The organism is Rahnella sp. BIGb0236 (assembly GCF_004364755.1).
GTDB classification, from domain to species: Bacteria; Pseudomonadota; Gammaproteobacteria; order Enterobacterales; family Enterobacteriaceae; genus Rahnella; species Rahnella victoriana.
In genome coordinates this window covers 559313-583620 of sequence record NZ_SOAO01000001.1, presented here as the reverse complement: position 1 = coordinate 583620, position 24308 = coordinate 559313, and the positions used below count along the sequence as shown (strand labels likewise).

19 protein-coding genes and 1 pseudogene are annotated in these 24308 nt (G+C 49.0%); 7 read left to right on the top strand and 13 right to left on the bottom strand.

The annotated features are described in order from the left end of the window. The first annotated feature begins 43 nt into the window (after positions 1-43). The 5 genes from rhaS (at position 44) to panE (ending at position 5760) form a co-directional block, all read left to right on the top strand. On the top strand, positions 44-1036 hold the full coding sequence (gene rhaS, locus EDF78_RS02540; RefSeq protein ID WP_133822464.1) for a rhamnose ABC transporter substrate-binding protein: 993 nt from the start codon (positions 44-46) through the stop codon (positions 1034-1036). A gap of 68 nt (positions 1037-1104) precedes the next feature. Continuing rightward, positions 1105-2619 (top strand): sugar ABC transporter ATP-binding protein, encoded by a 1515-nt coding sequence (locus tag EDF78_RS02535; protein ID WP_133822463.1) that lies wholly within the window; start codon positions 1105-1107, stop codon positions 2617-2619. After that, positions 2616-3629: an ABC transporter permease gene (locus EDF78_RS02530; protein ID WP_133822462.1), complete on the top strand. Its 1014-nt coding sequence runs from the start codon at positions 2616-2618 to the stop codon at positions 3627-3629. Before EDF78_RS02535 ends, EDF78_RS02530 begins: the two co-directional genes overlap by 4 nt. Continuing rightward, positions 3626-4648: an ABC transporter permease gene (locus EDF78_RS02525; protein ID WP_095925443.1), complete on the top strand. Its 1023-nt coding sequence runs from the start codon at positions 3626-3628 to the stop codon at positions 4646-4648. The genes EDF78_RS02530 and EDF78_RS02525 overlap by 4 nt, the downstream gene beginning before the upstream one ends. A gap of 188 nt (positions 4649-4836) precedes the next feature. Further along, a complete protein-coding gene (panE, locus tag EDF78_RS02520; RefSeq protein WP_133822461.1) occupies positions 4837-5760 on the top strand; it encodes a 2-dehydropantoate 2-reductase in 924 nt (307 codons plus the stop codon). A gap of 762 nt (positions 5761-6522) precedes the next feature. Here panE and EDF78_RS02515 read toward each other — a convergent pair. The 3 genes from EDF78_RS02515 to EDF78_RS25900 form a co-directional block, all read right to left on the bottom strand. Next, complete coding sequence (locus EDF78_RS02515) at positions 6523-6762, bottom strand: AraC family transcriptional regulator (RefSeq protein WP_133822460.1); 240 nt, start codon at positions 6760-6762, stop codon at positions 6523-6525. Positions 6763-6961: 199 nt separating this feature from the next. Beyond that, positions 6962-7195 carry a hypothetical protein gene (locus EDF78_RS02510; RefSeq protein WP_133822459.1) on the bottom strand — a complete coding sequence of 78 codons (234 nt, stop codon included), beginning with the start codon at positions 7193-7195 and terminating at the stop codon, positions 6962-6964. A gap of 2 nt (positions 7196-7197) precedes the next feature. After that, entirely contained in the window at positions 7198-7332 is a 135-nt protein-coding gene (locus EDF78_RS25900; RefSeq protein ID WP_279586764.1) for a hypothetical protein, read from the bottom strand. A gap of 229 nt (positions 7333-7561) precedes the next feature. Between EDF78_RS25900 and EDF78_RS02505 the strand changes: the two are divergent. Further along, positions 7562-8591: pseudogene (locus EDF78_RS02505) on the top strand (IS630 family transposase). A 223-nt stretch (positions 8592-8814) separates the two neighbouring features. Here EDF78_RS02505 and EDF78_RS02500 read toward each other — a convergent pair. From EDF78_RS02500 to EDF78_RS02475, 6 genes are read right to left on the bottom strand one after another with little or no spacing between them, the layout of a single operon-like run. Further along, positions 8815-9030, bottom strand: a complete 216-nt coding sequence (locus tag EDF78_RS02500; RefSeq protein WP_133822458.1) for a hypothetical protein — start codon at positions 9028-9030, stop codon at positions 8815-8817. Positions 9031-9042: 12 nt separating this feature from the next. After that, complete coding sequence (locus EDF78_RS02495; RefSeq protein WP_279586770.1) at positions 9043-11712, bottom strand: RHS repeat-associated core domain-containing protein; 2670 nt, start codon at positions 11710-11712, stop codon at positions 9043-9045. Positions 11713-11746: 34 nt separating this feature from the next. After that, positions 11747-12841, bottom strand: coding sequence for a hypothetical protein (locus EDF78_RS02490; protein ID WP_133822456.1), 1095 nt, complete (start codon positions 12839-12841; stop codon positions 11747-11749). Between the two features lie 21 nt (positions 12842-12862). After that, on the bottom strand, positions 12863-13237 hold the full coding sequence (locus EDF78_RS02485; RefSeq protein WP_133822455.1) for a hypothetical protein: 375 nt from the start codon (positions 13235-13237) through the stop codon (positions 12863-12865). Positions 13238-13242: 5 nt separating this feature from the next. After that, positions 13243-14322: a PAAR domain-containing protein gene (locus EDF78_RS02480; protein ID WP_243839409.1), complete on the bottom strand. Its 1080-nt coding sequence runs from the start codon at positions 14320-14322 to the stop codon at positions 13243-13245. 10 nt (positions 14323-14332) lie between these two features. After that, a complete protein-coding gene (locus EDF78_RS02475; protein WP_133822454.1) occupies positions 14333-16186 on the bottom strand; it encodes a type VI secretion system tip protein VgrG in 1854 nt (617 codons plus the stop codon). A gap of 218 nt (positions 16187-16404) precedes the next feature. Here EDF78_RS02475 and EDF78_RS02470 point away from each other — a divergent pair, with 218 nt between their 5' ends. Further along, positions 16405-16884, top strand: coding sequence for an Hcp family type VI secretion system effector (locus tag EDF78_RS02470; RefSeq protein WP_133822453.1), 480 nt, complete (start codon positions 16405-16407; stop codon positions 16882-16884). 139 nt (positions 16885-17023) lie between these two features. On the opposite strand, the gene EDF78_RS02465 is transcribed toward EDF78_RS02470, so the two are convergent. The 4 genes from EDF78_RS02465 to tssA all read right to left on the bottom strand — a co-directional run bounded on the left by EDF78_RS02465 (position 17024) and on the right by tssA (position 24307). Then, a complete protein-coding gene (locus tag EDF78_RS02465; RefSeq protein WP_133822452.1) occupies positions 17024-17341 on the bottom strand; it encodes a hypothetical protein in 318 nt (105 codons plus the stop codon). A 616-nt stretch (positions 17342-17957) separates the two neighbouring features. Then, positions 17958-19292, bottom strand: a complete 1335-nt coding sequence (locus tag EDF78_RS02460) for a VasL domain-containing protein (RefSeq protein WP_133822451.1) — start codon at positions 19290-19292, stop codon at positions 17958-17960. A gap of 55 nt (positions 19293-19347) precedes the next feature. After that, on the bottom strand, positions 19348-22878 hold the full coding sequence (gene tssM, locus EDF78_RS02455) for a type VI secretion system membrane subunit TssM (protein WP_133822450.1): 3531 nt from the start codon (positions 22876-22878) through the stop codon (positions 19348-19350). A 31-nt stretch (positions 22879-22909) separates the two neighbouring features. Further along, complete coding sequence (gene tssA, locus EDF78_RS02450; protein WP_133822449.1) at positions 22910-24307, bottom strand: type VI secretion system protein TssA; 1398 nt, start codon at positions 24305-24307, stop codon at positions 22910-22912. Position 24308 lies beyond the last annotated feature (1 nt).

The following is a 24308-nucleotide window of genomic DNA, read 5'->3' as shown; positions in this document are numbered from 1 at the left end:
TTTGGTCGTTAAACTTTATGCGGACTTATGCGGAGTACACACAATGAAATTAAAACACGTACTGAGCCTTACCCTGATCGCGAGCAGTATCCTTATGGCAGGCGCGGCATCGGCAGAAGTGAAAATTGCGCTGGTGGCAAAATCGCTGGGCAACGGTTTTTTTGAAGCGGCCAACGTCGGCGCACAACAGGCCGCCAAAGAACTGGGCGATGTGAAAGTGATTTATACCGGCCCGACCACCACCACCGCAGAAGCCCAAATCGAAGTGCTGAACGGCCTGATTGCGCAGGGCGTCGATGCCATTGCGGTCTCCGCCAATGACCCGGATGCGCTGGTACCGGTGCTGAAAAAAGCCATGCAGCGCGGCATCAAAGTGGTGTCGTGGGATTCCGGGGTCGCCAAAGACGGCCGCCAGATCCACCTTAATCCGTCTAACAACGCGCTGATTGGTGAAACCAACGTCAAACTGGCCGCCTACGCGCTGAAAGCCCTGAATGTGGAGAAAGGCGATGTGGCCATTCTCAGCGCCACGCCGACCTCCACCAACCAGAATCTGTGGATTGCCGAGATGAAGAAGGTGCTGCCTAAGTATCCTTCCGTCAATCTGGTGACCGTCGCCTATGGCGATGATCTGTCAGATAAAAGCTACCGTGAAACCATTGGCCTGCTGAAATCCTATCCTGATCTGAAAGTGATTATTTCCCCTTCTTCCGTCGGTATCGTGGCGGCCGCGCAGGCGGTGAAAGATCAGGGCAAAATCGGCAAAGTGTACGTGACCGGTCTGGGTCTGCCGTCTGAAATGGCGGGTGCGGTGAAATCCGGCGCAACTAAAAGCTTTGCCATCTGGAACCCGATTGATCTGGGCTACGCCGCAACGTATCTGGCCGACGATCTGGTCAAAGGCACCGCCACCAAAACCGAAGCCAGCATGGGGCGTTTAGGCAAGGTGAAACTGGATGCTGACGGCAGCGGCGCCATGGCTGAACCCTTTGTTTATGACGCCAGCAACATCGACAAATTCTCCAAAATCTTCTGATCCTGAATGCGGCTGACCGGTGCGCCGGTTGGCCGTTTTGTTGTGCTTAGCCAGACAGGGGAAACGACATGACTGATTCATCGACGCCGCTGCTGTCCTTACAGGGCATCAGCAAAGTCTTTCCGGGTGTCAGGGCGTTAAATAACGTTCACGTGGATTTGTATCCGGGAAAAGTAACCGCCCTGATTGGCGAAAACGGCGCGGGAAAATCGACGCTGGTGAAAGTCATGACCGGCATTTATCAGCCGGAAGAAGGCGAACTGCGTTATAAAGCGATTCCGATCAAACTGCCGAATCCCGAATCCGCGCATAAAGTCGGGATCACCGCGATCCATCAGGAAACCGTGCTGTTTGACGAGCTCTCCGTCACCGAGAATATTTTCGTCGGCCATTATCTTTATCGCGGGCTGTTCAGACGTCTGAACTGGCCGGCGATGCATCAGCAGGCGCGCGACATTCTGACCCGTCTGGAAGTGAATATCGATCCGCACGCCATTTTGAAGGAGTTAAGCATCGCGCAGCGCCATATGGTGGCGATTGCCCGCGCCCTGTCATTTGATGCGCAGGTGGTGATCCTCGATGAGCCGACGGCGGCACTTTCTCAGCATGAAATCGTTGAGTTTTATCAGATAGTTGAACGCCTGAAACGCGAAGGCAAAGCCATCCTGTTTATCTCGCACAAGTTCGACGAGATTTTCTCTATCTCCGATTACTACACGGTTTTGCGCGACGGCAGTTATGTCGGTTCCGGCAAAATCAGCGACATCAGCGAACAGCAGATGGTGACCATGATGGTGGGTCGTGAAGTCAGTCAGGCTTACCCGAAAGTGAACTGTGAACCGGGCGAGACGGTACTGGAAGTGCGAAACCTCAGCCATCCGACCGAGTTTGCGGGCATTAATTTTTCGCTGCGCAAGGGCGAAATCCTCGGCTTTTACGGGCTGGTCGGCGCGGGGCGTACCGAACTGATGCAGGCGCTGTTTGGCGTCACGCATCCCGCCGGTGGAAAAATTCTGATCCACGGCAAAGAACACCATTTTTCGCGCCCTTCTCAGGCCATCCGGGCGGGGATTGTGTACGTGCCGGAAGAGCGCCAGAAACAAGGCGCAATCATTGACTTGCCGATCAGTCAGAACATCAGTCTGCCGCAGCTCAGCCAGCTCAATCCGCGTGGCGTGCTGAATGACAAAAAAGAGTGGGCGCTGGCCGATGATTACGCCAGACGGTTGCAGGTCAAGGCCTCCAGCTGGAAACAAGCCGTGGGCACGCTGTCGGGCGGCAATCAGCAAAAAGTGGTGATCGCCAAATGGCTGGCGACCAGACCGGACATCATCATTCTCGATGAGCCGACCAAAGGCATTGATATCGGCTCAAAAGCGGCGGTACATCAGTTTATGTCTGAACTGGTCGGGCGCGGGCTGGCAGTGATTATGGTGTCGTCTGAATTACCGGAAGTGATGGGCATGGCCGATCGCATCATCGTGATGCACGAAGGGCTGATGGTGGCGGAATTCAATGCCGGTGAGGCAACCGCAGAAATGATTGTCAGCGCGGCCAGTGGCGCGGGCGAGGAGGCAGCATGATCAAAAACCTGCTGAAATACCGCGAGCTGCTGCTGGCGGTGGTCATCGTGCTGATGGTGCTCGGCGTCGGTGCGCGTTCGCCGGAGTTTGTCGGCGCGGGCAACCTGCTTGAGATGTTTAACGACACCTCGATTCTGATCATTCTGGCGCTCGGCCAGATGATGGTGTTGCTGACCAAAGGGATCGATTTGTCGATGGCCGCCAATCTGGCGCTGACAGGGATGATCGTCGCGCTGCTTAACTTCCACTATCCGCATATTCCGGTGTGGTCGCTGATTTTACTGGCGACGGTACTCGGGCTGGTGATGGGCGCGATTAACGGGCTGCTGGTGTGGAAAGTCGGTATTCCGCCGATTGTGGTGACGCTCGGCACCATGAGCATTTATCGCGGCATTATCTTCCTGCTCTCAAACGGCGGCTGGATTAACGCCCATCAGATGAGCCCGGAGTTCCTCAGTCTGCCGCGCGCCACCTTTATCGGCCTGCCGCTGCTCGGCTGGTGCGCGATTGCCGCTCTGATTCTGGTGGCCTATTTCCTGCGTTACAGCCGCACCGGTCGCGCTTTATATACCGCAGGCGGTAACGCCACCGCGGCGTATTACACCGGCATTAACGCGGGCAAAATGCAGTTCGTCAGCTTCTGCCTTTCCGGCGCGCTGGCCGGATTCTGCGGCTATCTGTGGATTTCACGTTTCGCCGTCGCCTACGTAGACGTCGCCAACGGTTTCGAGTTGCAGATCGTCGCAGCCTGCGTGATCGGCGGCATCAGCACCATGGGCGGCATCGGCTCGGTGGTCGGCTGCCTGCTCGGCGCGCTGTTCCTCGGCGTCATCAACAACGCCCTGCCGGTGATTGAAGTCTCACCGTTCTGGCAGATGGCCATTTCCGGCGGCGTGATTGTCATCGCCGTGATCCTCAACGAACGCGCCAACAAACGTAAAGGACGGCTGATCCTGCGCCACTCCCCTGCCGTCCAGCCTGTGCGAACTAATACCGGGGTAAGATCATGAACAAGACCTTAACGTCGCGCAACACGCCGCAGACCTCTCCGGCCGGGAACGCACCGATGGCGGTGACGCCGTTCTTCCGCCGTCTGATGTGCTGGGAAGGTTTCCTGCTGCTGGTGACGCTGCTGGTGTTTGTGGTGAACGCCTTCGCCTCGCCGTATTTCCTCAATATCTGGAATCTGTCGGACGCGACCTTTAACTTCACCGAAAAAGCCATCATCGTTCTGCCGATGGCGATGCTGATTATCGCCCGCGAAATCGATTTGTCGGTCGCGTCAACCATGGCGCTGAGTTCCACCATTATGGGATTCTGCGCGCAGGCCGGGTTACCGACGCCAGCACTGGTGGGCGTCGGGCTGAGCGTGGGGTTGCTGTGCGGATTAATTAACGGCCTGCTGGTCACACGACTGAATCTGTCTTCTATCGTCATTACCATCGGGACCATGAGCCTGTTCCGCGGCATCACCTATGTGTTGCTTGGTGACCAGTCACTTAACCACTATCCCGCCAGTTTTGCCTGGTTTGGTCAGGGGTATGTCTGGGGGCCGTTGTCGTTTGAGTTCGCGCTGTTCCTGGTACTCGGCGCAGTGTTCTATTTCCTGCTGCATAAAACCAACTTCGGCCGTCGCACCTATGCCATCGGCAACAATCCGGTCGCCGCATGGTATTCCGGTATTAATGTGAAACGCCACAACCTGACACTGTTTGTGCTGGTCGGGGTGATGTCCGGACTGGCTGCGGTGCTGCTGACCTCACGGCTCGGCAGCACGCGTCCGACGCTGGCGCTCGGCTGGGAACTGAGCGTGATCACCATGGCGGTGCTCGGCGGGGTCAGCGTGCTCGGCGGTTCCGGCAGCATGACCGGGGTGATTATCGCAGCGTTCCTGATGGGGCTGCTGACCTTCGGTCTCAGCCTGCTGAATGTGCCGGGGATTGTGATGTCGGTGATTGTCGGTGCGATGCTGATTGTGGTGATTTCACTGCCGGTGCTGTACCGCAAGGTGCTGGCGCGGGGGAAATAGCGGTGTAACTCCCCCGTCTTCGGGCGGGGGAGTTACATTCTCATCCCACATTTGTACCGACTTTACACCCGCCATATTCATACTGACATTTCATTTCTTTTCAGCAATGCTTGCTTCCCGCAGCCCTCCTCCCGTAGTTTAAAACTTACTGGTTTATTTCTGAATGTCTTGAACAATGGGGAAAATATATGCGGATTCTGGTGGTGGGAGCTGGTGCGACCGGCGGATATTTTGGTGCGCGGCTGGCACAGGCCGGGCAGGATGTGACGTTTCTTTTACGTGAAAAACGGGCGCAGGCCGTTCAGCAGGACGGGCTGACCATTCACAGTCCGCACGGTGATTTCCATTTCCAGCCCAATGTCTTACAGGCATCGCAGCTGACCGGGCCTTATGACCTGATTTTGCTGACGGTAAAAAGTTTCGGGCTGGAAGCGGCAATGAAAGATATCGCACCGGTTGTCGGTGAAAACACCATGGTGATGCCGGTACTTAACGGGATGAAACACATGGAGACGCTGAGTCTGCGTTTCGGTGAACACGCCCTGATCGGCGGCTTATGTAAAATCAACGCCACGCTTGATGCCGACGGGCATATTCACCAGATGACGCCAATGCACCAGATTATTTACGGCGAGCTGTCAGGCGAAAAAACCGAACGTATTCTGAAAGTCGACGAGGCATTTCAACGTGCCGATATCGACGCCGTGCTGTCTGAAACGATTATCACGGATTTGTGGGAGAAGTGGCTGCTGCTCTCGAGCTTCGGCGCCATCACCTGCACCATGCGTGGCAATATCGGTCAGGTGGCGTCTGCGCCAGGCGGCACAGAGTTCGCCCAGGCTATTGTCACCGAGGCGCTGACCACCATGAAAGCCTTTGGCTACGCGGAACGCGCGCCGGCGGTGGCAAAAGTCAGGGAAGCGGTAACCGATAAAAACTCACCACAGACCTCCTCCATGTACCGCGATATGATGCAGGGATATCCAATCGAAGCCGACCAGATTATTGGTGATCTGGTCGAGCGCGCCACGCGTGTCGGGATCAATATTCCGTTGTTGCAGGCGGCGTATACGCATCTGTGTGTGTATCAGGAAAAGTTAAAGCAGGAATAATTTCTCTCTGGACGGGTGCTATTCATACTGTGGATTCTTTGCCTGACTTCAAGGTATCGGTTCTACGTTATCTCAGGATTTAGTGTTATGAAGCCACCCGTCTTTTATTAAATTTCTGCCAGCGACTTTCAACACTCGCTTGGTTACTCTGCACATTAACAAGAGCATTCCTTTAAGGGAGAACACGTAGATACAAATAAATTAATATTAAATCTGCACACCCCAGGATTTATTTTTTACTTTTCATATCACACCTCCACACTACATCCTATTCTATCCACAATAAGAAAATCCCAATGGTAGTGCTTACAATAAATGACCACTTATAGCAAGCATAAATAGCCTTTCTATATTTGAATGCGAATTTGACCGGATTTTTATTTAAATTCCCGGGGTTATTATTTTCATGGAAAGAATATATCCCCCCTGACATTTGATTGACTAATGACAGCATAATCAGATTCAAAAACAGAATAGCTCCGATAGTGAAAAAGATCTTCCCTAAAATAATATGACCACTAGAAAAGAATAAACTGGCTATCTTTAGCGCCAACAAAGTTAACGGGAAACCAATTAAGAACCTAAAAACCAAATTATTGAACAATGGCCTAAAGGCTAATACACACTTTCTCAACTTAGACAAATAAACTACCCTCCTTTATAGCACCAGACAGCCCAGTGATATTTGACCAGTAAATGATATTAAAACAATACCAACCCTTATGCTTCCTGCAACCTTCCGAGATTTCTTTTGCAGCAATATTATTCAATTGCCACACATGACCAATGACAACTACAACAAAACACATCTGGATTTGGCTGTGTGATATTATCAATGCCAATGCTATCAAATCTTTTCGATGAGTTGTTTTTCATTTTTATGAAGACCTCATGAAAATGATAATCACTAATTCTTTCCTCAATGATTGTAAAATCATTCTCCCTTAGAAATTCCAATAACTCGACGATTGGTTTACAAAGTTCAATGCCTTCTATTTCCATATCTCATACAATCCTCTGGCGGTTCCAATGGGATGTAAACATGTGGGAAGTTTTCTAAAATTTAGGGAGTTGTCCTACGAGTGCAGATAACGCTTTCAGATCGTTGAGAAACAGCTTCAATGTTATATTCCAGGAAAAAACAAATGAACAATTAGAGTCTCTAGCAAACACGCCAGCTATAAAGACTCACTAATAAAAATCACTTCAACTTTTCATATATTTCTTCCTTTGTAATTTTTAGCAAATCCTCAGTTGACGCATCAATATATTTAACGTTTATTTTTTCCAACCAATAGATTATCTTAATTAAAGTTTCCGTTGAGGAGTTACTGTATTCAATAGAATTGATAAGTTCTATTGCTAGCATAGCATTATCAATGCTCTTTAATTTCCTTGCTAATTCTCTTGTGTTATCATAAATATCATTTTTCATGATCAATACTTTTTAAATTCAATAATATCAACTGCATTTTGTGGCACTGCAACTTCAATTCCACAACCCAGGTTATCATCACCCCCCTGAACTGGGCGAGTAACAACAATAATATCTGGCTTAATTTTAGCTTTCATAATGAAATCACTACGATCGACATTAGCCTCTGGGATACCATATCTATTTGCATAGGCTGGTTTATTCGGATGTTCTAAAACCCAAAATTGTCCACCTGTGGTTTCGCCTTTACCTCTAAATAACTGCGCTTAATAGTAGATCACTGAAGGGAACTCAATCCGGTTTGAGCGATCTGATCAATCGCCAAACATCACAAATCATCACAAATCATCACAACCGGACTGAGTTATGCCGATCATAGCACCGATACCCAATAATGAACGACGCCAGATGGAAAAAATTGTCCATAAAACAACAGATAAAAACCATTCCAGACGTCTTATGGCCATGCTGATGTTGCATCGTGGTGAATCGCTCACTTATGTCTCTAAAACCCTGTGTGCAGCGCGGTCGCTGGATTAACTGGTTCACATTATTTGGTATCGAAGGCCTAAAAATTCTTCCGGCCGGACGTCAAAAAAAGTGGCCAGTGGAAGCGATGTTGCGCATGCTTGATTTACTGATTCAGCGCTCTCCTCAGGACTTTTGGTATCTGCGGTCACGGTGGAGCACTGAGATGTTAACGATTGAAATTAATAAATTATTTAACTCAACGTTACATCCTGGCTCAGTTCGCCGTTGGTTACCCGGGGCGGGAATTGTGTGGCGAAGAGCGGCTCCGACACTGCATATTCGCGATCCTCACAAAGAGGAAAAACTGGCAGCGATTGATGAAGCATTAGAAAAAAACTGCGCTGACCATCCCGTATTTTACGAGGATGAAGTCGATATTGATCTCAACCCTAAGATTGGCGCCGACTGGCAAAAGAAAGGTCAACAGAAGCGCATTCCTACGCCGGGTAAGAATCAAAAGCATTACCTTGCCGGAGCTCTTCACGCGGGAACCGGCAGAGTGGAGTACGTCAGCGGGACAAGCAAGAACTCAGGCCTGTTCATCAATATGTTACGCAAGTTAAGAAGTACATACCGCAGTGCCAAGACAATCACACTGATCGTTGATAATTACATCATCCATAAAAGCAAAAAGGCGTTGAAATGGTTGAAGAATAATCCAAAGTTTATAGTTATTTATCAGCCGGTTTATTCACCGTGGGTAAATAAAATAGAGCTTTTATGGCTGGCGTTGCACGAAACGGTCACACGTAATCATCGCTGCAGAACAATGTGGCAATTATTGAGAAATATCAGACAATTTATGAAAGCCGCTTCACCTTTCCCAAGAAACAAACATGGGTTAACAAAAGTGGAGCGGTATTAGGCGCAGTTATTTAGGATCTGATGCATGCTCAACAATTACTTTTTTATAACCATTCGCATAAATATATTCACAACATCTATCCAATGACCCCATTACGGATTGCCCCCCGCAGTAATCACTCACCACAAACAACTTCGGGATATCAGGCTGTCCAACCAAAATATAAAGAGCACCGCTAAGGCGATGCTCCGGGGGATAAGGGTTTAAATATTCGACTTATCGTTTATTCGCCAATAATAATTATATCTGGATTGCCATTTTTTTTATAAAAATCATTCAGATGTTCATGCCCGAATTTATCACCATAAAGCTCCATTAATTTAGCCGTACTCTTCAAAAATTCAATAAACTCATTGAGTTCATCTACAGAGAGCTGAAGTGTGAGTTCATTAAGCGATATTAAATTGTTGTCATCAGATTCATAACCGTAGATTTTCATAATTCCCTTAACTTATTCAGGTGGGACCCAGCCGTGATCGCGTAGCCAATCTTTGGCTTTTTTGCTTGGATTCGGTGTCCCTTTATGCGCGTCATGAACTCCACCACTCTGATTCGATGAAGTTCCATCTTTATAGTGAACATGCGGTTCTTGCCCTGGAATGTGTCCTTTATCTACACGAATTATATCTCTGGGGGCCTGTCCGCGTTCAACTTGTTTTTGCATATTACCAGGAGAAGATATTTTTCCATCGACTGCTGGGCAACAATCCTTCCCAGCCAACCCCAGCGGATCAACCCACCCCAGCGGATTATGCACATACCCGTATGGATTCACTCCACCCAGCAATCCTATCGGGTCCGGGCTCAGGTATTGCCCCGTCCCGTTATCATAGTAACGGAAACGGTTGTAGTGCAACCCTGATTCTTCATCGGCGTACTGCCCAGCAAAGCGCAGGTTGCAACTCAGCTTGTCCGCGTCGTTTGCCGCCACCGGCCACTCCGTCACCTCACCCCAGGTGCTCAGCCGGCCCGCCCACGCCACTTTGCCCTGCGCCGTCAGCAGCTCGCGCGGCGTCCCCATGTGGTCACTCACCACGTAGTGAAGCTGACCCTTTTGATACCGCGCCGCCGGCGTCAGAGCCCCCGGGGCGTACAGCCACTGGATGCCTTCGTCATACGCCACCGTACCGTCCGCGTACACCGGCGTTTCCGCTATCATCTGGTCACCGCTCCACCGGTATTCCGTCCCCGCGGGACGCGTGTCAGCCGCGTTTTCAGCACCCACCTTCTCTTTGCGGATGCGGCGGCCGAACGGGTCGTAGCGATAACGCCACCGCACCCCCGACGGCGTCATCAGCTCACTCAGCCGGTCATGCGCATCCCACCGGTAGCGCCACCTCTGCGGCCGGTAGCCGTCGCGGTAACGGCACTTCTCCGTCAGCCTCCCCGCCGCGTCGTACCGGTAGTCATCCTCTCCCCGGCTCACCACACGCCCCCCCGCCTGCCGCTGCGGCACCGGCGCTGACATCGCCCCCCGCGGCAGGCGGCTCTGCTCGCGGATGTTCAGGTTCGCGTCGTAACGGAACCGCTCCTCCACCGCCATCATGCCGCCGGACGCCGACCGCGTTATCTGGTCGTTACTGTCATAATCAAACTGCGACGTCCCCCAGCGGTCATCACCCAGGCTCAGCAGATTGTACGCCCCGTCATAGGCCCAGCGCCGGTTCACCGCGCTGCCGCTCATCTGCGCCCCGTCGCCGCCCGGCAGGTGCCGGTACTGCCCGCCGTCGCGCCCCGCCGCCTGGTGCAGTAACATCCCCGTCGCCGAATACCCCTGCGACTGCACAAAACCCGCCACGCTGTGGCGCAGGCGTTCACGACCGCCCGCGTCATACTCTATCTCCAGCGGGCTCAGGTCTCCCGCCTGCATCCGCGCTATCCGCCCGGCCATGTCGTAGTCAAAGGCTAACGTCAGGCCACGGAACGCCCGCGACAGCGGCCGGTCGCTGCGCGTGTCCCGCTGATGCGTCACCGCCTCGCCGTTCAGCCGCTCACACACCAGATGACCCGCGTCGTCAAACTCAAACTCCACCCGCGCGTCATCGTTCTGCGCCCGTATCATCCGCCCCTGACGGTCATACCCGTAATGCGTGACGGCAAGCAGCGCCGGCTGCGTCCCGCCGCCCTGCCACACTTCCTGACGTATCAGCTCGTCACGCAGGGAATAATGCCAGCGGACAATCCGGTCGTCCGCATGCCGCGCCCCCGTGCGCCGCCCCGCGGCATCGTACTCATACTGCACGCTGCGGCCGGTAAAATCCGTCTCGCGGATAACCTGCCCCGCGGCGTCCCGCTCAAGGCTATAGGTTTCACCGCCCGCACGGGTGACCTGTTTCAGCCGCGTGAGGGAGTCGTACTGAAAGCCCAGCGTCTGACCGTCCGGACGGGTCAGCCCCAGCTGCAGGTCACACGCCCCGTACACATAACGGGTGGTTTTGCCCCCGCCGTCCGTCGTCGTCGCCCGCCGCTTTTCGCCGTCGTAGCTGACTTCCTGCCTCACGCCGTCCGGCAGCTCGATGGCCGTCACGCTGCCCGCCGCACTGGCGTGCGCCTCAGAATGGGTGTACCGCGTCAGATGGCCCAGCGGGTCGGTGACGCTCTGCACGCGGCCAAACGGGTCCTGCTCCAGCCGCGTCGTGGCCCCGTCAGGGGAGATAAGCGTGGTCAGCTGATGCCGGGCGTTGTAACCATAGCGCCACGTTGCGCCGTCAGGCTGGTGCTCACTCACGCACTGCCCGCTGGCGTCATATTCACTGCGGTGCACCCGCCCCTGCGGGTCGGTCCGGCTCAGCAGCCGGCCCTGTTCATTCCATGCAAACTGCCAGCGTCTGCCGCCGGGCTGCGTGAGGGCGATAACCTGACCGGCGTCGTTGTAGTCATAGCGCACCGTATCCCCCGCCGCCCCCGTGACCTCCGTCACCTGGCCAAAACCGTTGTAGCGGTAACGGGTTTCACGTCCGAGCGGGTCGGTCTCGCGCACCCTGTTGCCGTGGTCCCACAGGGTCTGCGTCACGCGCCCCAGCGCGTCGGTCGCCCGGGTGACGCGCCCCGCCGTATTGTATTCAAACACGGCGCGTCCGCCCCCGCCGTCGAGGTAGGTGGTGGTGCGACCTCGAGGCAAACCGCCATAAACCAACCAGCCTAAACTATTCCACTTAACTTAAACTCATCTTGCTGTTATTGAATGAGTGAAGGACAATCTCCAACGCTCGCTTAGTAACGGCCCATTGATAAAAGTACTGTGTTGAAGGAGGAGATATAGATTCAAAATAAAACCAAAGCTCACCAATATTTCCGACATATATCTTTATTTGACTAGTAAGTAGACTATCACTATCAAAAATATCAACTTCTGCCTCCGATAGACTTTCTAGTTCTGCATTAAATATTTTTTCCACTGGCTTAATAACAGGAGATTTTAAAGATATTCCTTTCCGCAAACGATTAAATAACGCATTCATTACAAACTGTGGAGTAACATCATCATCCAATATCATAAAGTAGAAATTCATGGCATTTAATAAATCACCATTGAAGTTAGTGGACATAACATAACGAGAAAGATTACCCGTAGGGTCGTTTGCACGCCGAACAGTCCAAGAGGACGGATAGTAGAAATAGATTTTTGAAGGGTTTTCAATATTAATACTTTTAAGCGTCTCTGTAATTTTCCAATGATAGGCATCTTCAATAGACAACCAAGAAATACTCTGCAACATATCTTCATTTAGTTCTGTATAATTATTTTCATGGCAAGTTGCTTTAATCAGCAAGTAAACCCCTCTTTTTTCTTCTACATCATAATTTTTTTGAACCCTAAAACGCGAGATCATTATTTCATTGTTATATATTTTTTTCGTCAAAACATCACTATAACCACCTGACTCATCAACCCACTCCCTTTTATCGATAACCTCCTCACCCATTAAATCTAATTTGTAATAAAGCCAGTCACTGCAATTAATCTCATTACTTAAATTTTCATATGCCACAACCACTTCCAGATAAGGTTTTTCTTCGGTTGTTCTGTATAAACCAATCATGGTTAGCCCCAAACCCTGAATTGCAGTTGGTTTAAGCAAAACGGGTTTTACGTACAAAGGAAGTACTATTTTATAATGTTGCGCCTTGGAAATAGAAGAAGTGTAACTACAGCGCCAAAAGTGGTCTCTTTGATATTCTAACGAGTAAGAAACGCTCTTCGGATAAGGGTATATATGTTGCTGGCTCAAAATACTATTATTTTCCACAAAACCTCTCCACTTGCAAACTTAGTTACACCATATCAACAAAATACCGATGGAAATACTTATGATAAACGACCACTTAAAATAAAGATAAATCACTTTTCTATACTTGAATGCAAATTTAATGGGGTTTTTATCTAAATTATCTGAATTGTGTTCCTCATGAAAAGAATAGACCCTATCTGTCATTTGGTTGACTAACGACAACATAATAAGATTCAAAAATAAAATAGCCCCAATAGTTAAAAATATCTTCCCTAAAACATCATGCCCATCAGAAGTAAATACACTAGATATTTTCAGCGCTAAAATAGTTAATGGGAAACCCATTACAAACCTAAAAATCAAATTATTTAACAATGGCTTAAACGCCAATATGCAATTTCTAATCTTAGACATATTAATCACCCTCCAATTATAACACTAGGCAAGCCTGATAATATTGTACCGGCTAAGGATGCCGTAGCAACATCAACCTTATTTCTTAAAGGCCCAATCTTAATTTCCGCATCACCTTTAAGACCTAATAGGAAGGCAATTTCTCCTGAAGCTCTTCCTTCAAAAGTCAAATCATCAATATCAAGTATTATACTACTACCTCCCCCCGCCCCTAAACTACCTGCCGACCCACCAAGAGTTCCTTTCGCAGCAAAATATTTTGTTTCTACTCCCCCCTCGATTTCACCATGTGCGACGGAAGCCTCTGCACTGGCCTCAAAACTGTACCCATACTTTTGGTGAGCAGGGTCAGTAATAATTTGGCCACTTGCTTTCGCATCAGCGTATCCTACCGAACCCTCAACTTTTACATTGCTATAATCTCCAGATCCTTCTTTACCACTACTTATCCCTGCATTTCCTGATATACCTGTGGCTCTTCCTTTAGCCGATACACTATATACTTCGTCCTCATCAATGTAATTTGTAGTCCCTTCTGCTTTTGCTACAGATGTTCCCCACGTTGTATCGATTCCATCTTTAGTAATACCCCAATGATTTTTTATCTGAAACTCCATGAGAACAAGCCCCGCGCGGATTTGATCAAAGGAACCATCAGAATCTTCGTCGGATTGTGTTGAATATGCGCTCAGTATTCGCAAGGACAGGTTATCGGGTAAACTGTTTTTAATACTGCCGTCTTTATTAGCTTTTTTAGCTGGAGTCAGATAATGGTATTGAGGTGGTTTTCGACCTTTTGTCGGTGGTAGTGCTTTTATATTACAGCTTGTTTTATCCCCCATTCGAGCCGCAGGCACACCATTAATTGTTACACTTTGAGAACCTTTAGTGATAATTCCAGGCCCATGAAGATGACAAATAAAAGTATCCCCTTCTCTGGCAGCAGGGAATCCCCCAATAGTTACGTCGTGACTTCCTGTTTTTAGCGGCCCGGTATGTGCCGCCATATCTATAGTTTGTCTAGCCGCGGGTTTACCCATTAAAATAAATATCCTTTTATAAAAAAATTCCAATTCCCAATCCATAAAATACTTTTTATGGATTGATTTTTACTATTGCACCTGTCAAAACATGTTCGATGCTACCATCGGAAGTGAGAGTTTTCGTCTCTACTGCGTAATCTGTATCAGCAATATTTTTTATAGAGATACCTTTCAATACAATGTTGCCATCCTTGGTAAGGGTGATACTTGCTTTGCCGCAAATGAGCTCAATTTTTTCTCCTGCGGTTTCAATAATATTTTTACAGGCATTGACAGTCATGCTTTCCTCAAGCACTTCGATATTCATTTCTTTTTTTACGGTAACATGCTGATCCCCTCCCACTGTTTCCACATGGTTGACCTTGACTGTCGTACTCCGGTTGTTCAGCACCTCGGTACGCATATCCTTCTGCGCGTGCATGTACAGTTCTTCTGCGCCGGTCGCGTCTTCGAACCGCAGTTCGTTAAATCCCTGACTTTTATAGGACTTCGATTTGATCGACATCTGGGTTTTCTTACCCGGCAGGCCATTGGGCACGATGTTACTGGCGTGATAGGTACGACCGGTCACTATCGGCTGATCGGGGTCGCCACCCAGAAAATCCACAATGACTTCCTGACCGATGCGGGGAATGGCGATGGCCCCCCATCCGTGCCCAGCCCAGGCCTGGGAGACACGTACCCAGCACGAGCTGGTGTCATCCCCTTTGGCCTCGCGGTCCCACGGAAACTGCAAACGCACGCGTCCGTGGTTATCGGTATAGATTTCTTCCCCGGCAGGGCCGACGACTTTGGCTATCTGCGGGCCGTCCATGACCGGTTTATTGCGCGGCGACGGCCGCCAGGTCTGTTTTCCCGGCACAAAATTGAACTGACAGGTGAGCGTGGTGCCCTGTCCCCCTGAAGAAGTCAGCCGGGCCTGCGGCTGCGAACCGGTATGAACAGTACTTACCGGCTGCCAGCGGGTGTTCAAATCAGGGCGCGGATGTGCCATCAGCGTAAAGCGAACGCCGGGCTGAAGCGCAAATGCGTTGCTCTGCCCCTGCCCCTGCTGGGCATCATTGCGCAGCCCCTCGAGACGGTACTGAGTAAAGTTTTTACCGCTGTTATCCTTGTAACGCCCCGGGTAGTCATAGTGTTCATACGTTTCCTGCTGGTTCTGCAGGTCTTTACCCATCTGGTTAAATCTGGCGTCCCATGCGGGCGTTTTGAAGGTGTAATCCTTGAGTGTCACCGACGCCGTGCGGACGCGACTGCCGCAGCGGAATGAACTGATGCAGATGACCGGAGAGGTGGAGGCGTCCGTTGCGTTGTACGGCAATACCGGCCCCGCTCCCAGAGCGGCCACGTCGTCAGCGAATACCAGCGTATGACCGCCTTCATCAAATTCGAAGAAGTAAAAAATCCCTTCTTCCGCCGTGAGTCTCTGAATGAAATTCAAATCCGATTCGGCGAACTGAACACAAAACTCACGCTGCGGATGGGGATTTTTAAAGGCATAGGCGACTTTGCTGATGCCATTCTCTTTCATCAGTATGCTGAGGATGGTCTGAATATCCTGGAGTTGAAAAATCCGCGAATTATGTCGCAACGTGGCCCGCCACAGCGCGGGGCGTATCACCATATCGTACCGGGTCTGACCTTTACCGGTATCGCCCTGCTCAAATGAAGACACAACGCCGCTGATACAACGTTGCAAAATGCCGGTATCCATCACGGTGAGCTTTGCAGTGGTGTCCAGGACTGCAGCGAAATCCACCGCCGGATCGGTGCTCACCACGCTGACCTGCAGACTAAAAGGCGTAGAAAATGATTCCGTCAGCGTAAAATTCGCGACAGCGAAGGTAGCGGGCGGTAAACCGCCTGCAGTCAGGGAGAAATTAAGTCCGGTTAATGAAGAGAGCATATATTACCTTCCTGGCCCGATGGGCATTCCATATATTTAGGTGGGTTTCTATAAAAATATGATAATAATTTGTTAAAGAGGTAGCGGTTCACGTTATAATTTTTGCAAATTCAGCATTATTTTCTTTATGTGTCTTCAGGCTAAATAAGGAGTGGCATTCTTGATGCTTATAATGCATATAATACCTCCTCAAAATAGACACAAGGACGCATACTAAAATGGCTAATATGATTTATTTAACTGTAAACGGAAAGAAGCAAGGCCTCATATCAGGTGGGTGCGGATCAATTGATTCCATTGGAAATAAAGGCCAGACTGGACATCTTGATCAAATATTCGTTTACAGTTTATCCCACTCAATGACACGAGAGCAGAATGTCAATCACCATCCAATCATGATAAAGAAACCTATAGACAAGGCTTCTCCTTTACTGGCTGTATCTGTTTCAGAAAACGAGATGTTAGAACTTCTCTTTTCATGTTACAGAACTAATCAATCAGGTGCTGAAGAGTTATACTTCACTGTAAAAGTCACTGGCGCAACAATATCTGATCTGGCATCCATGCACCCACACAGTATTACGCATACAGGTTCACAACCAGAGGAAACGATCTCTTTCAAATATCAGAGCATCACCTGGGAACATAAAATTGCCGGGACCAGTGGTTACAGCATCTGGGATGAACGCGTTTACTGATAAATCAACATCCATCGGCGGATATTCGGCTGATGGATGTTAAATTAAATGCCAGCCTGTTAAATAAAGAGTATTCCTTCTGCGCTGCTGCCAGCGAGGTGTCATACAATAAAGAATGTAATGCGTTGCAACCTCAATTTTATCGTACACGCCTGCTATCTTTTTTGTAGTACTTAACATAAGCACGACCGAATGAAAATACGTATAAAAACCAGAAGGCCAGAGGAAATATGGCATAGATGGCTGATTCACCGAGCACAATCACATTTGAGAAAGGGAAGATTCCACTTCTGCCAATATCTATTTGTAACTTTGAACCGCCTGTTAAAAGCAAAAAAGCCACAAGATTCAGAAATACCTTATCTGAATACAGAAAATGACAAAAGACATAGTAAAGCAAAAATACTGTAGATATTGAAAAAACACAGTAAAATAATAACGGAGTTATATCTTCCATAGCACAGCCTCTTTTATTAAATTTAGAGTTCACCGCCTCCGGCATCACAATCACTCAGGTAGTGAATCATCATTATGAAATGAAAAATGTCAATTTTTCTTCCTGAAATATTTACCATAAGCCCTGCCGAAGGTAAACACAGATAAAAACCAAAATGCAAGGGGAAACACTGCATACGTTATGGAGTGACAGTCATGGATAAGATAATCAGTGAAAGGTAAAACCCCGCTCCTTCCGATGTCAATATGCATTTTAGAGGCACCAATCAAAAGAAGATAAGAGAAAACATTTAACAACAGATTTTGTGAGTAAAGTAAATGGCTAAATATTGAGTACAATACAGGAACTGAAAGCAGTGAGACAATGCAATAGAGTACAAAAGACGTCGTGAATATCATATTTAATAAGCCCTGTATTGGCCATAAGCAGTGTTTGCATCTCCCAGTAGTTCTGCAGTCTTTTCATATATCGTTATAGAATTAATCGTAGTAAACGTAAAAATTATTAAATAACCCCTGAATCTTATTACTGTCAGATTCTCCATACAGACAGTGGCGATTTTCATCAAAAGGGTCGTAAGAGTTTCCAGGCATAGCGATAAGTCCTTTTTATGTTCTTAATATGCAGACCCTGCCTGCATCGTTAACTGATAATACTGGTTCAAAAATGAATTTAGTTGTTCATCGATCTGTCTGAGCAGTACCGGTGAAGGTTGTTGATTTTGCCCAACCACAACATTGAGTTGGCGCAACAACTCTTCTAACGGCGTCTGGCGGGTCAACTCTGTCTGCATATCGTATATGGCTGTTTTTAGATATGAAATAGAAACACCACCCCGTATTTTTTCCTGCTGAAGCAGTTTATCGGAGAGTGCCTGTAGCTGCCCCTGCAACATGAAGTAACTGTGGGTAGTACTACCTGTTGCCTGCGTCTGTAATGACTTTTCCCAGCGAGAACTTTCAGCAATCTGGCGAGGGTCAGCAGGCCAAAGTTGGCGAGCCATCAAAACTGAAAGATGTGCATTACGCAGATTTTCCAAAGGAGGAAGAGCCGCCAGTTGTTTCATCTGTTCGTCATAAGTCGTAATGTCGGGTCGGGCTAACCATAATAAAACACTTCCTGCGGGTTTATCTTGCAAGGCAATCAGTTGCTGTTGTATTGGTCTGAAATAGAAAAAATATGCAGCGGCCATAATCAGCAGACACAGACTGATACCACTTATAAATCCCCGGATTGCTGATGACTGTTTTACCGGCAACGCTGTTGGTGCGAACCTTACTTCAATTTTTGGCTCAGAGGATTCATCTTCCTGATAAGTGTGGGAAGAGTTCGTTATGTGAGGCTCTGTCTCCGGTTCAGGAATTGATAAATACACCATCGGGGGCATTTTTACATTGGCAGGTGAGGGAGATTTGGCTGTCTTGCCAGAAGAATCCAGCCTTTTCACGGTGTTCTGCATCAGATACAACAAATTTTCAATTCGCGGAACCCGCTTCAATTCCACCTGTTGTAGTTTGTCAGCAAGTAATTGCAATGCGCGCTCTGCGCGGTACACCATACGCAAATCATCATTGCCCAATTCATACTGCCGCAACAGGCCTCCTACTCGCGCGTTATACCATTCAAGAATTTCACAACGGGCCTGAGGTGTTTCAGGCCATAGATGCTCCCATTGGCTCACCACAATGCCAGCCAGGAGTTCAGTTCCTTCCGTGAAACCGGTTAATCCGTTGAGTTGCGTACGGGCAAAGGTGTAATAAACCGCCGTTTGAAGATCCACACCGTTATTACGGAATAAGGTAAGCGCCAGTGATTCGATCAGTCGCCAGTTTATCTCCGGGCGCGACGGACGATTGACCTTATTAATTTCATCCCGGATGGCATTAAACTCAGGCAGGGCGCGTGGGTCGCCCCCTGTTTTGATAAAGGTATTTTGGGAAATATCACTCATAACATCTCATCCATAAGACAACCCTGACCGAATGGCCAGGGTTGTGAAACCACAATCAATATAACGTTTCAGGCAGGCTAAATTCGCTGAATAAACCACCTGCAAATGGATTATCAGATTCATCAACGGAAATACGATAAGTCATTTCGCCACCATCAACTTTGAAACGAACATCGAAAGAACCGGCGCCTACGTTAGTCAGCTCCCCTGAGTTGATCAGGCGAAGTTGTCCCCACGGGCCACTGAAACTAAGGGTACGCGGTGATTTTCCGGTCTGGTCAGGTACCAGCGTGACTGAACTTTCTATCCCAGATCTCATAGAGTTTGGCCACACGAGATGTACCGTGTTGTTGCGCCCATGCGAGTAATCGAGCAACTGGCCATCCAGATTCAGTACACTGCGGCGTTTGTTGCCACTCAGTTGCACAGGCTCAACGGCAAATTGCGTGCCCAGCCCTGTTTGTGCGGAGAAGAAGGTATCGCGGATTTTCTGCGCCTGTTCAAGTTGTTCTAAAACATCAGGGCGTATCAATAACTGTCCGTCGCTGCCACTTGTTAAACTGTTCTCAATAAAGGGTTTAAGGTTTTCCTGATAGAAAGTATCAAGGGTTCCTTTAGGGCCAAAGAAGCGTTCAAATTCACTTAATGGAACATCTTCTTTTGATTGCGGATCAAAAGGATAACGTCCTTCCAGATAGGTTTGATACTGCTTAACCACTGTCTCTCCCCATTCGACTTCAAGTGACTTTATCGCTTCCATCATCACAACACGCCATGCCTGTTCTGCCAAAGCCCCCACCCAACGATTCAGAGGTTCGGGCAAATTTTTGGCCTGCTGCTGAACTTCAAAAATAGGGTCACTGCTATTTTTCTCCAGTCGCATCTGCACTGCTTTCAGCGCCGCTTTACCCGGCGAGGGTGAGTTGTGGATCACCAGCAGGTAGCGATGCAGTTCAGTGAGCTTTTGATAAACACTCTGCAGCTCGCTGCCTTTATCACCATGTTCGACCAACACCGATGTCTCTGGTGCGAATTCACGATTGATACGCGCCAATAACAGGTAGTCAGGTTTTTGCAGCAAATTCTGACGTTCCTTACCGACAATCGCATCCTGAATGGCAGGTAAGCGGGTGTTATCGTTCAGGGTTTGTAACGCCCGGCGGAAAGGCTGATCACCACTGATGACCTGCTCTATGGCCTTGATTGCCTGCGACATATCCTCAAATTCAGTAACAGACAAATTGCTTAACGCCGCATGCCACGTGGCATTGTAATCACCAAAATACTGTTCGGTGACCTGTCGCTGGATCTCTTTGCGGTCAGCTTCACTGTATTCCACATTCTTACTGAGATTAAGCACCCAGCTATCCATGACAGTCAGATCGATTAGCTGATCATTTTGTTTAACAAAATAATTTTGTAATCCGTTACGTGTGAGGACCTGCGGGATCTCCAGTAAATTATCATTCGCGGAAACAAATACATCGTCGAAACTGGTTCCGATTTGGTCGCGAAGGTTAAGTGAAGAAGGCAATGTGTCTCTGGCCTTGACCAGCAAATTTTGATAAACACGCTGATAAATGGAGAGTTTGCTCAGCTCTTGTTGTGCAGAACTGATCGGCTTCAGATAAGGGGCGAAACTTCTGATTGCATACTGGTCGTTCTTTTCCCGCGCAGCATGCCAGTCAGTATGCCTGAGGGCATAATCAAGATGGTTCATCAGTTGCTGTTGTAGTTCGCGCTGACCATTAAACTGCCGGCTCCAGATTTTCGCCATATACTGCTCAACCAAAGGAATATTGCGGCCACTGCCATCGTCCAGCATGCGCATTACCCGTAAGATTTCGAGTTTCTGTTCACTTTCCTTCGGTGCGGCATTCATCTGTTGAAGTAAGCCGCTCATTAAAGAGGGAATAAATCGTCGCTGCAGCAGTTGCAGATAGGTACTTTCGACGTAGGGACCAATATCATCCCCCTGATATAACCCCATATCAGCGTAGAAAGTCTTCTTCTCGTGATAATCTCCATAAGCCAGAGTGGCATCACGGATCGGGTTGAGAAGTGGCAACTCAAGATTACCGTAAATGTCATTCCCTTCCGGTGCCGGAATTGAAAGGAATTTTTTTGCCTGCGCCAGGACTTCCTCTCCGGCACGATAATTAACCTTATGATAATAATGCCAATAGCCCCACAACGTTGCTGCAATGGCAGCACCGGCGAAGGAGCAAATAATCATCCGCTTTCTGGTACTTCTCAGCCAAATGCTGTTTTCACCAGCCAGATTAGGCTCTGCGAGCAGCACCCCACCAAAAAGTTCTTTTGTAAAATAAGGCATGGTGTCAGTGACAGGCCAGGTTGGAAATGCCTGAGGGGACAGATGATATTGCACAGCGGCTGACTGGGTGAAAACATCATCCATCTGACCGCGTTGTTGCGCTGAAGTAAGGTATACGCCGCGGAGTGTGGGCTGTATTTGATCTCCGCTATGCAGAATTCCTTCCAGCATCTGCCCGATATATTCCTGCAGCCCCTGAATTTGGCGGGTAAAACTAAATAACCGGCTTCGCTGTCCTGCATCGACGCTATTCAGCATCATTTCAGGCATGGCACCATTAAGTTGAATCATCCATTGCTGCCAGAATTTTTGTAATTCCTGCCGCCATGCATCGGGTTCAGAGGTCAATGTGAAAGTGACACCGAGAACCGCCTCGCGGGCCACTTTATCCAACGTCTGATACATTGCTTCAAACCCGTAGAGCAGGTCCATTTTCGTTAACACGACATAGAGAGGCAGTTGGCAATTCAAACTCAGACGTACGTCCTGCATACGTTGCTGCATAGTTGAAATATAGTTTTCACGTTGCGATTTATTTGCTGTCAGTAACTGATGAAGATCGACAACGAGTATCAGCCCGTTGACGGGCTGGCGCTTACGCTGCTCGACCAGCCAGGACAATAAGCTTTCCCATAACCGGGGATTGAGAGATGACTTGCCCGCGACAGACACAGGAGGCTGTTCAATGAGTTCACCCGCCGGATCGATAATGACGGCCTGCTCTCCCAGCCAGCAGTGAACGCGTAATGCCTCCGCATCTTCTATATGACTGCTCTCAAGCCCTGCTATCTCCATCAATTTGTATCCCTCTTTTATAAGGGTCGTTTTTCCACTCTTTTGCGCTCCAATCACCATGTACCAGGGCAGACGATACACATAATTTGATACCCCGAAGTGGTTCTGCAAACGCTGTTTCCATGTGTTCAGATAAAGATTCTGTTGCTCAATATCGGCGAAAACAGGGTCATCACTTTGCTTTCTGACCTGCAACTGAAGCTTTTCTAAGTGTTGCAGGCGATTGAACACCTTTATAGCCAGCCAGCAAACACCCATGAGAACCAGAATTGCCGTTACCAGCCAGCGGCTCAATAAGGGTTCAAACGGGTGGCTATCTTTCAGCTTCCACTGAGGTCCATAAACCCAGAGCCAGATAAGCACAATACAAGCCATCAGCACCAAAACGACGGGTACTGACGCTTTAAAACGAGGAATCGCAGGTTTTACGATTCGAATAAAGGACGGCAATTTCATGCGTGTTGACTCCTGTTCCTTTCCCTGGTGATTACGAGTTGAATTGCCGCTGTTTTTCGGACAAAAGATCCATCAGGGCGGGTTCCCATTCCCGGAGCTGTAATTGCAATCCCATCTGCAATAAGCTGTGATATTGCTGCTGAGCGAGTGCCGTTAATCCTGCTTTTTCCAATAATTGCGCACTCAGCAACTGATGGTAGAAACGTCCCCTTGGTTCGGCTTGCTGCGATTGTTTGTCCATCATCAATAACGCCGCCTCCAGTCCTTGTTGTTGATAGCATTGCCAGATTCCTTCCTGTTCAAGAGCGGCATCCCTTTCCTGTTGTGATCCTGAGGCCTGAAGCAACCACTGGGCGGACTCTGGTGACAGAAAAGGAGTTTTATCGGTAAATAAGAGTGTCTTTAACGCCGGGAGCCGCGTCAGGAAAGCATTAAGTTCATCACGTATTGCGCAGGTGACGTTCTCATAACCCAGACGGGTTGCAATCTGGGCGGAAATCACATGCCCCTCAAACCAGTAAGGTGCAAGCGTCAGGCTTTGTTCCACCTGTTTCCACAAAACCGGATCGGCATTCGCTATCTTTCCCTGATAATCGGCGACCATGTCTGCAGAGACAGCTGCCAATGGGGTTTTGCCGTCACTTTGCGCCACTGGTGCCACCGTTAAGGTATGCCAGATGGCATGTCGGCGAAGACGAAAACCTATATCAAGTTCCGGATGGTTCTCACAAAGCAAATCCGCCATTTTCAGCAATGTTTGCCGCCAGGCTTTATCACTTGAATCATCAATCGACAGAGCGGGTGATGCCGCCCCCGTCGCCACAGCTGGAGTCGTTACCACCGGTGATGCCGGCAGTTCGCCGGCAACGGCATGTTCGGTGATACGGGAAGGCTGACGTGCGTAGCAAATTCGTAAGCTGTCCACGTCTTTCGCCAGAACGGCTTCATCGCTATGCCAGACTTGCGCCAGATGTGCCAGCAGGCCCTGAACGTTCTCACGTTGTGCCTCGGTTGCTTTTTGACAAAAACTTCCGCTGGCAACATCAAATCGTTTAAGGATCTGCTGTGCAAAGCGGCGTTTATGCAGCGCATTTTGAGGCCATGCGATATTCCAGAAATGCTGCACATAATCTGTCAGCAATGTAATCGCCAGCATCAGTTCATCCGGTTGTCCCGCATGTTGCAACGTCCGCAACAAATGCACCAGTAAGCGAAAATCTTTGCTTTTCTGTGCCAGAAGCGACAGTGCGACTTGTTGCAATGCCGGGATATCTAACGTGTTATGCGTCAGCGAGCCGAGCCTGACCATCTGTCCATCAATCCGTTCCCACTCAGGATCATTATCAGCCAGTCGTTGCTCTGTTTGTTCCGTCGTCAGCGGTGTGAGCAACAATGCCTGCCAGGGGTGTTGTGAAATGGAGGTGTCCATA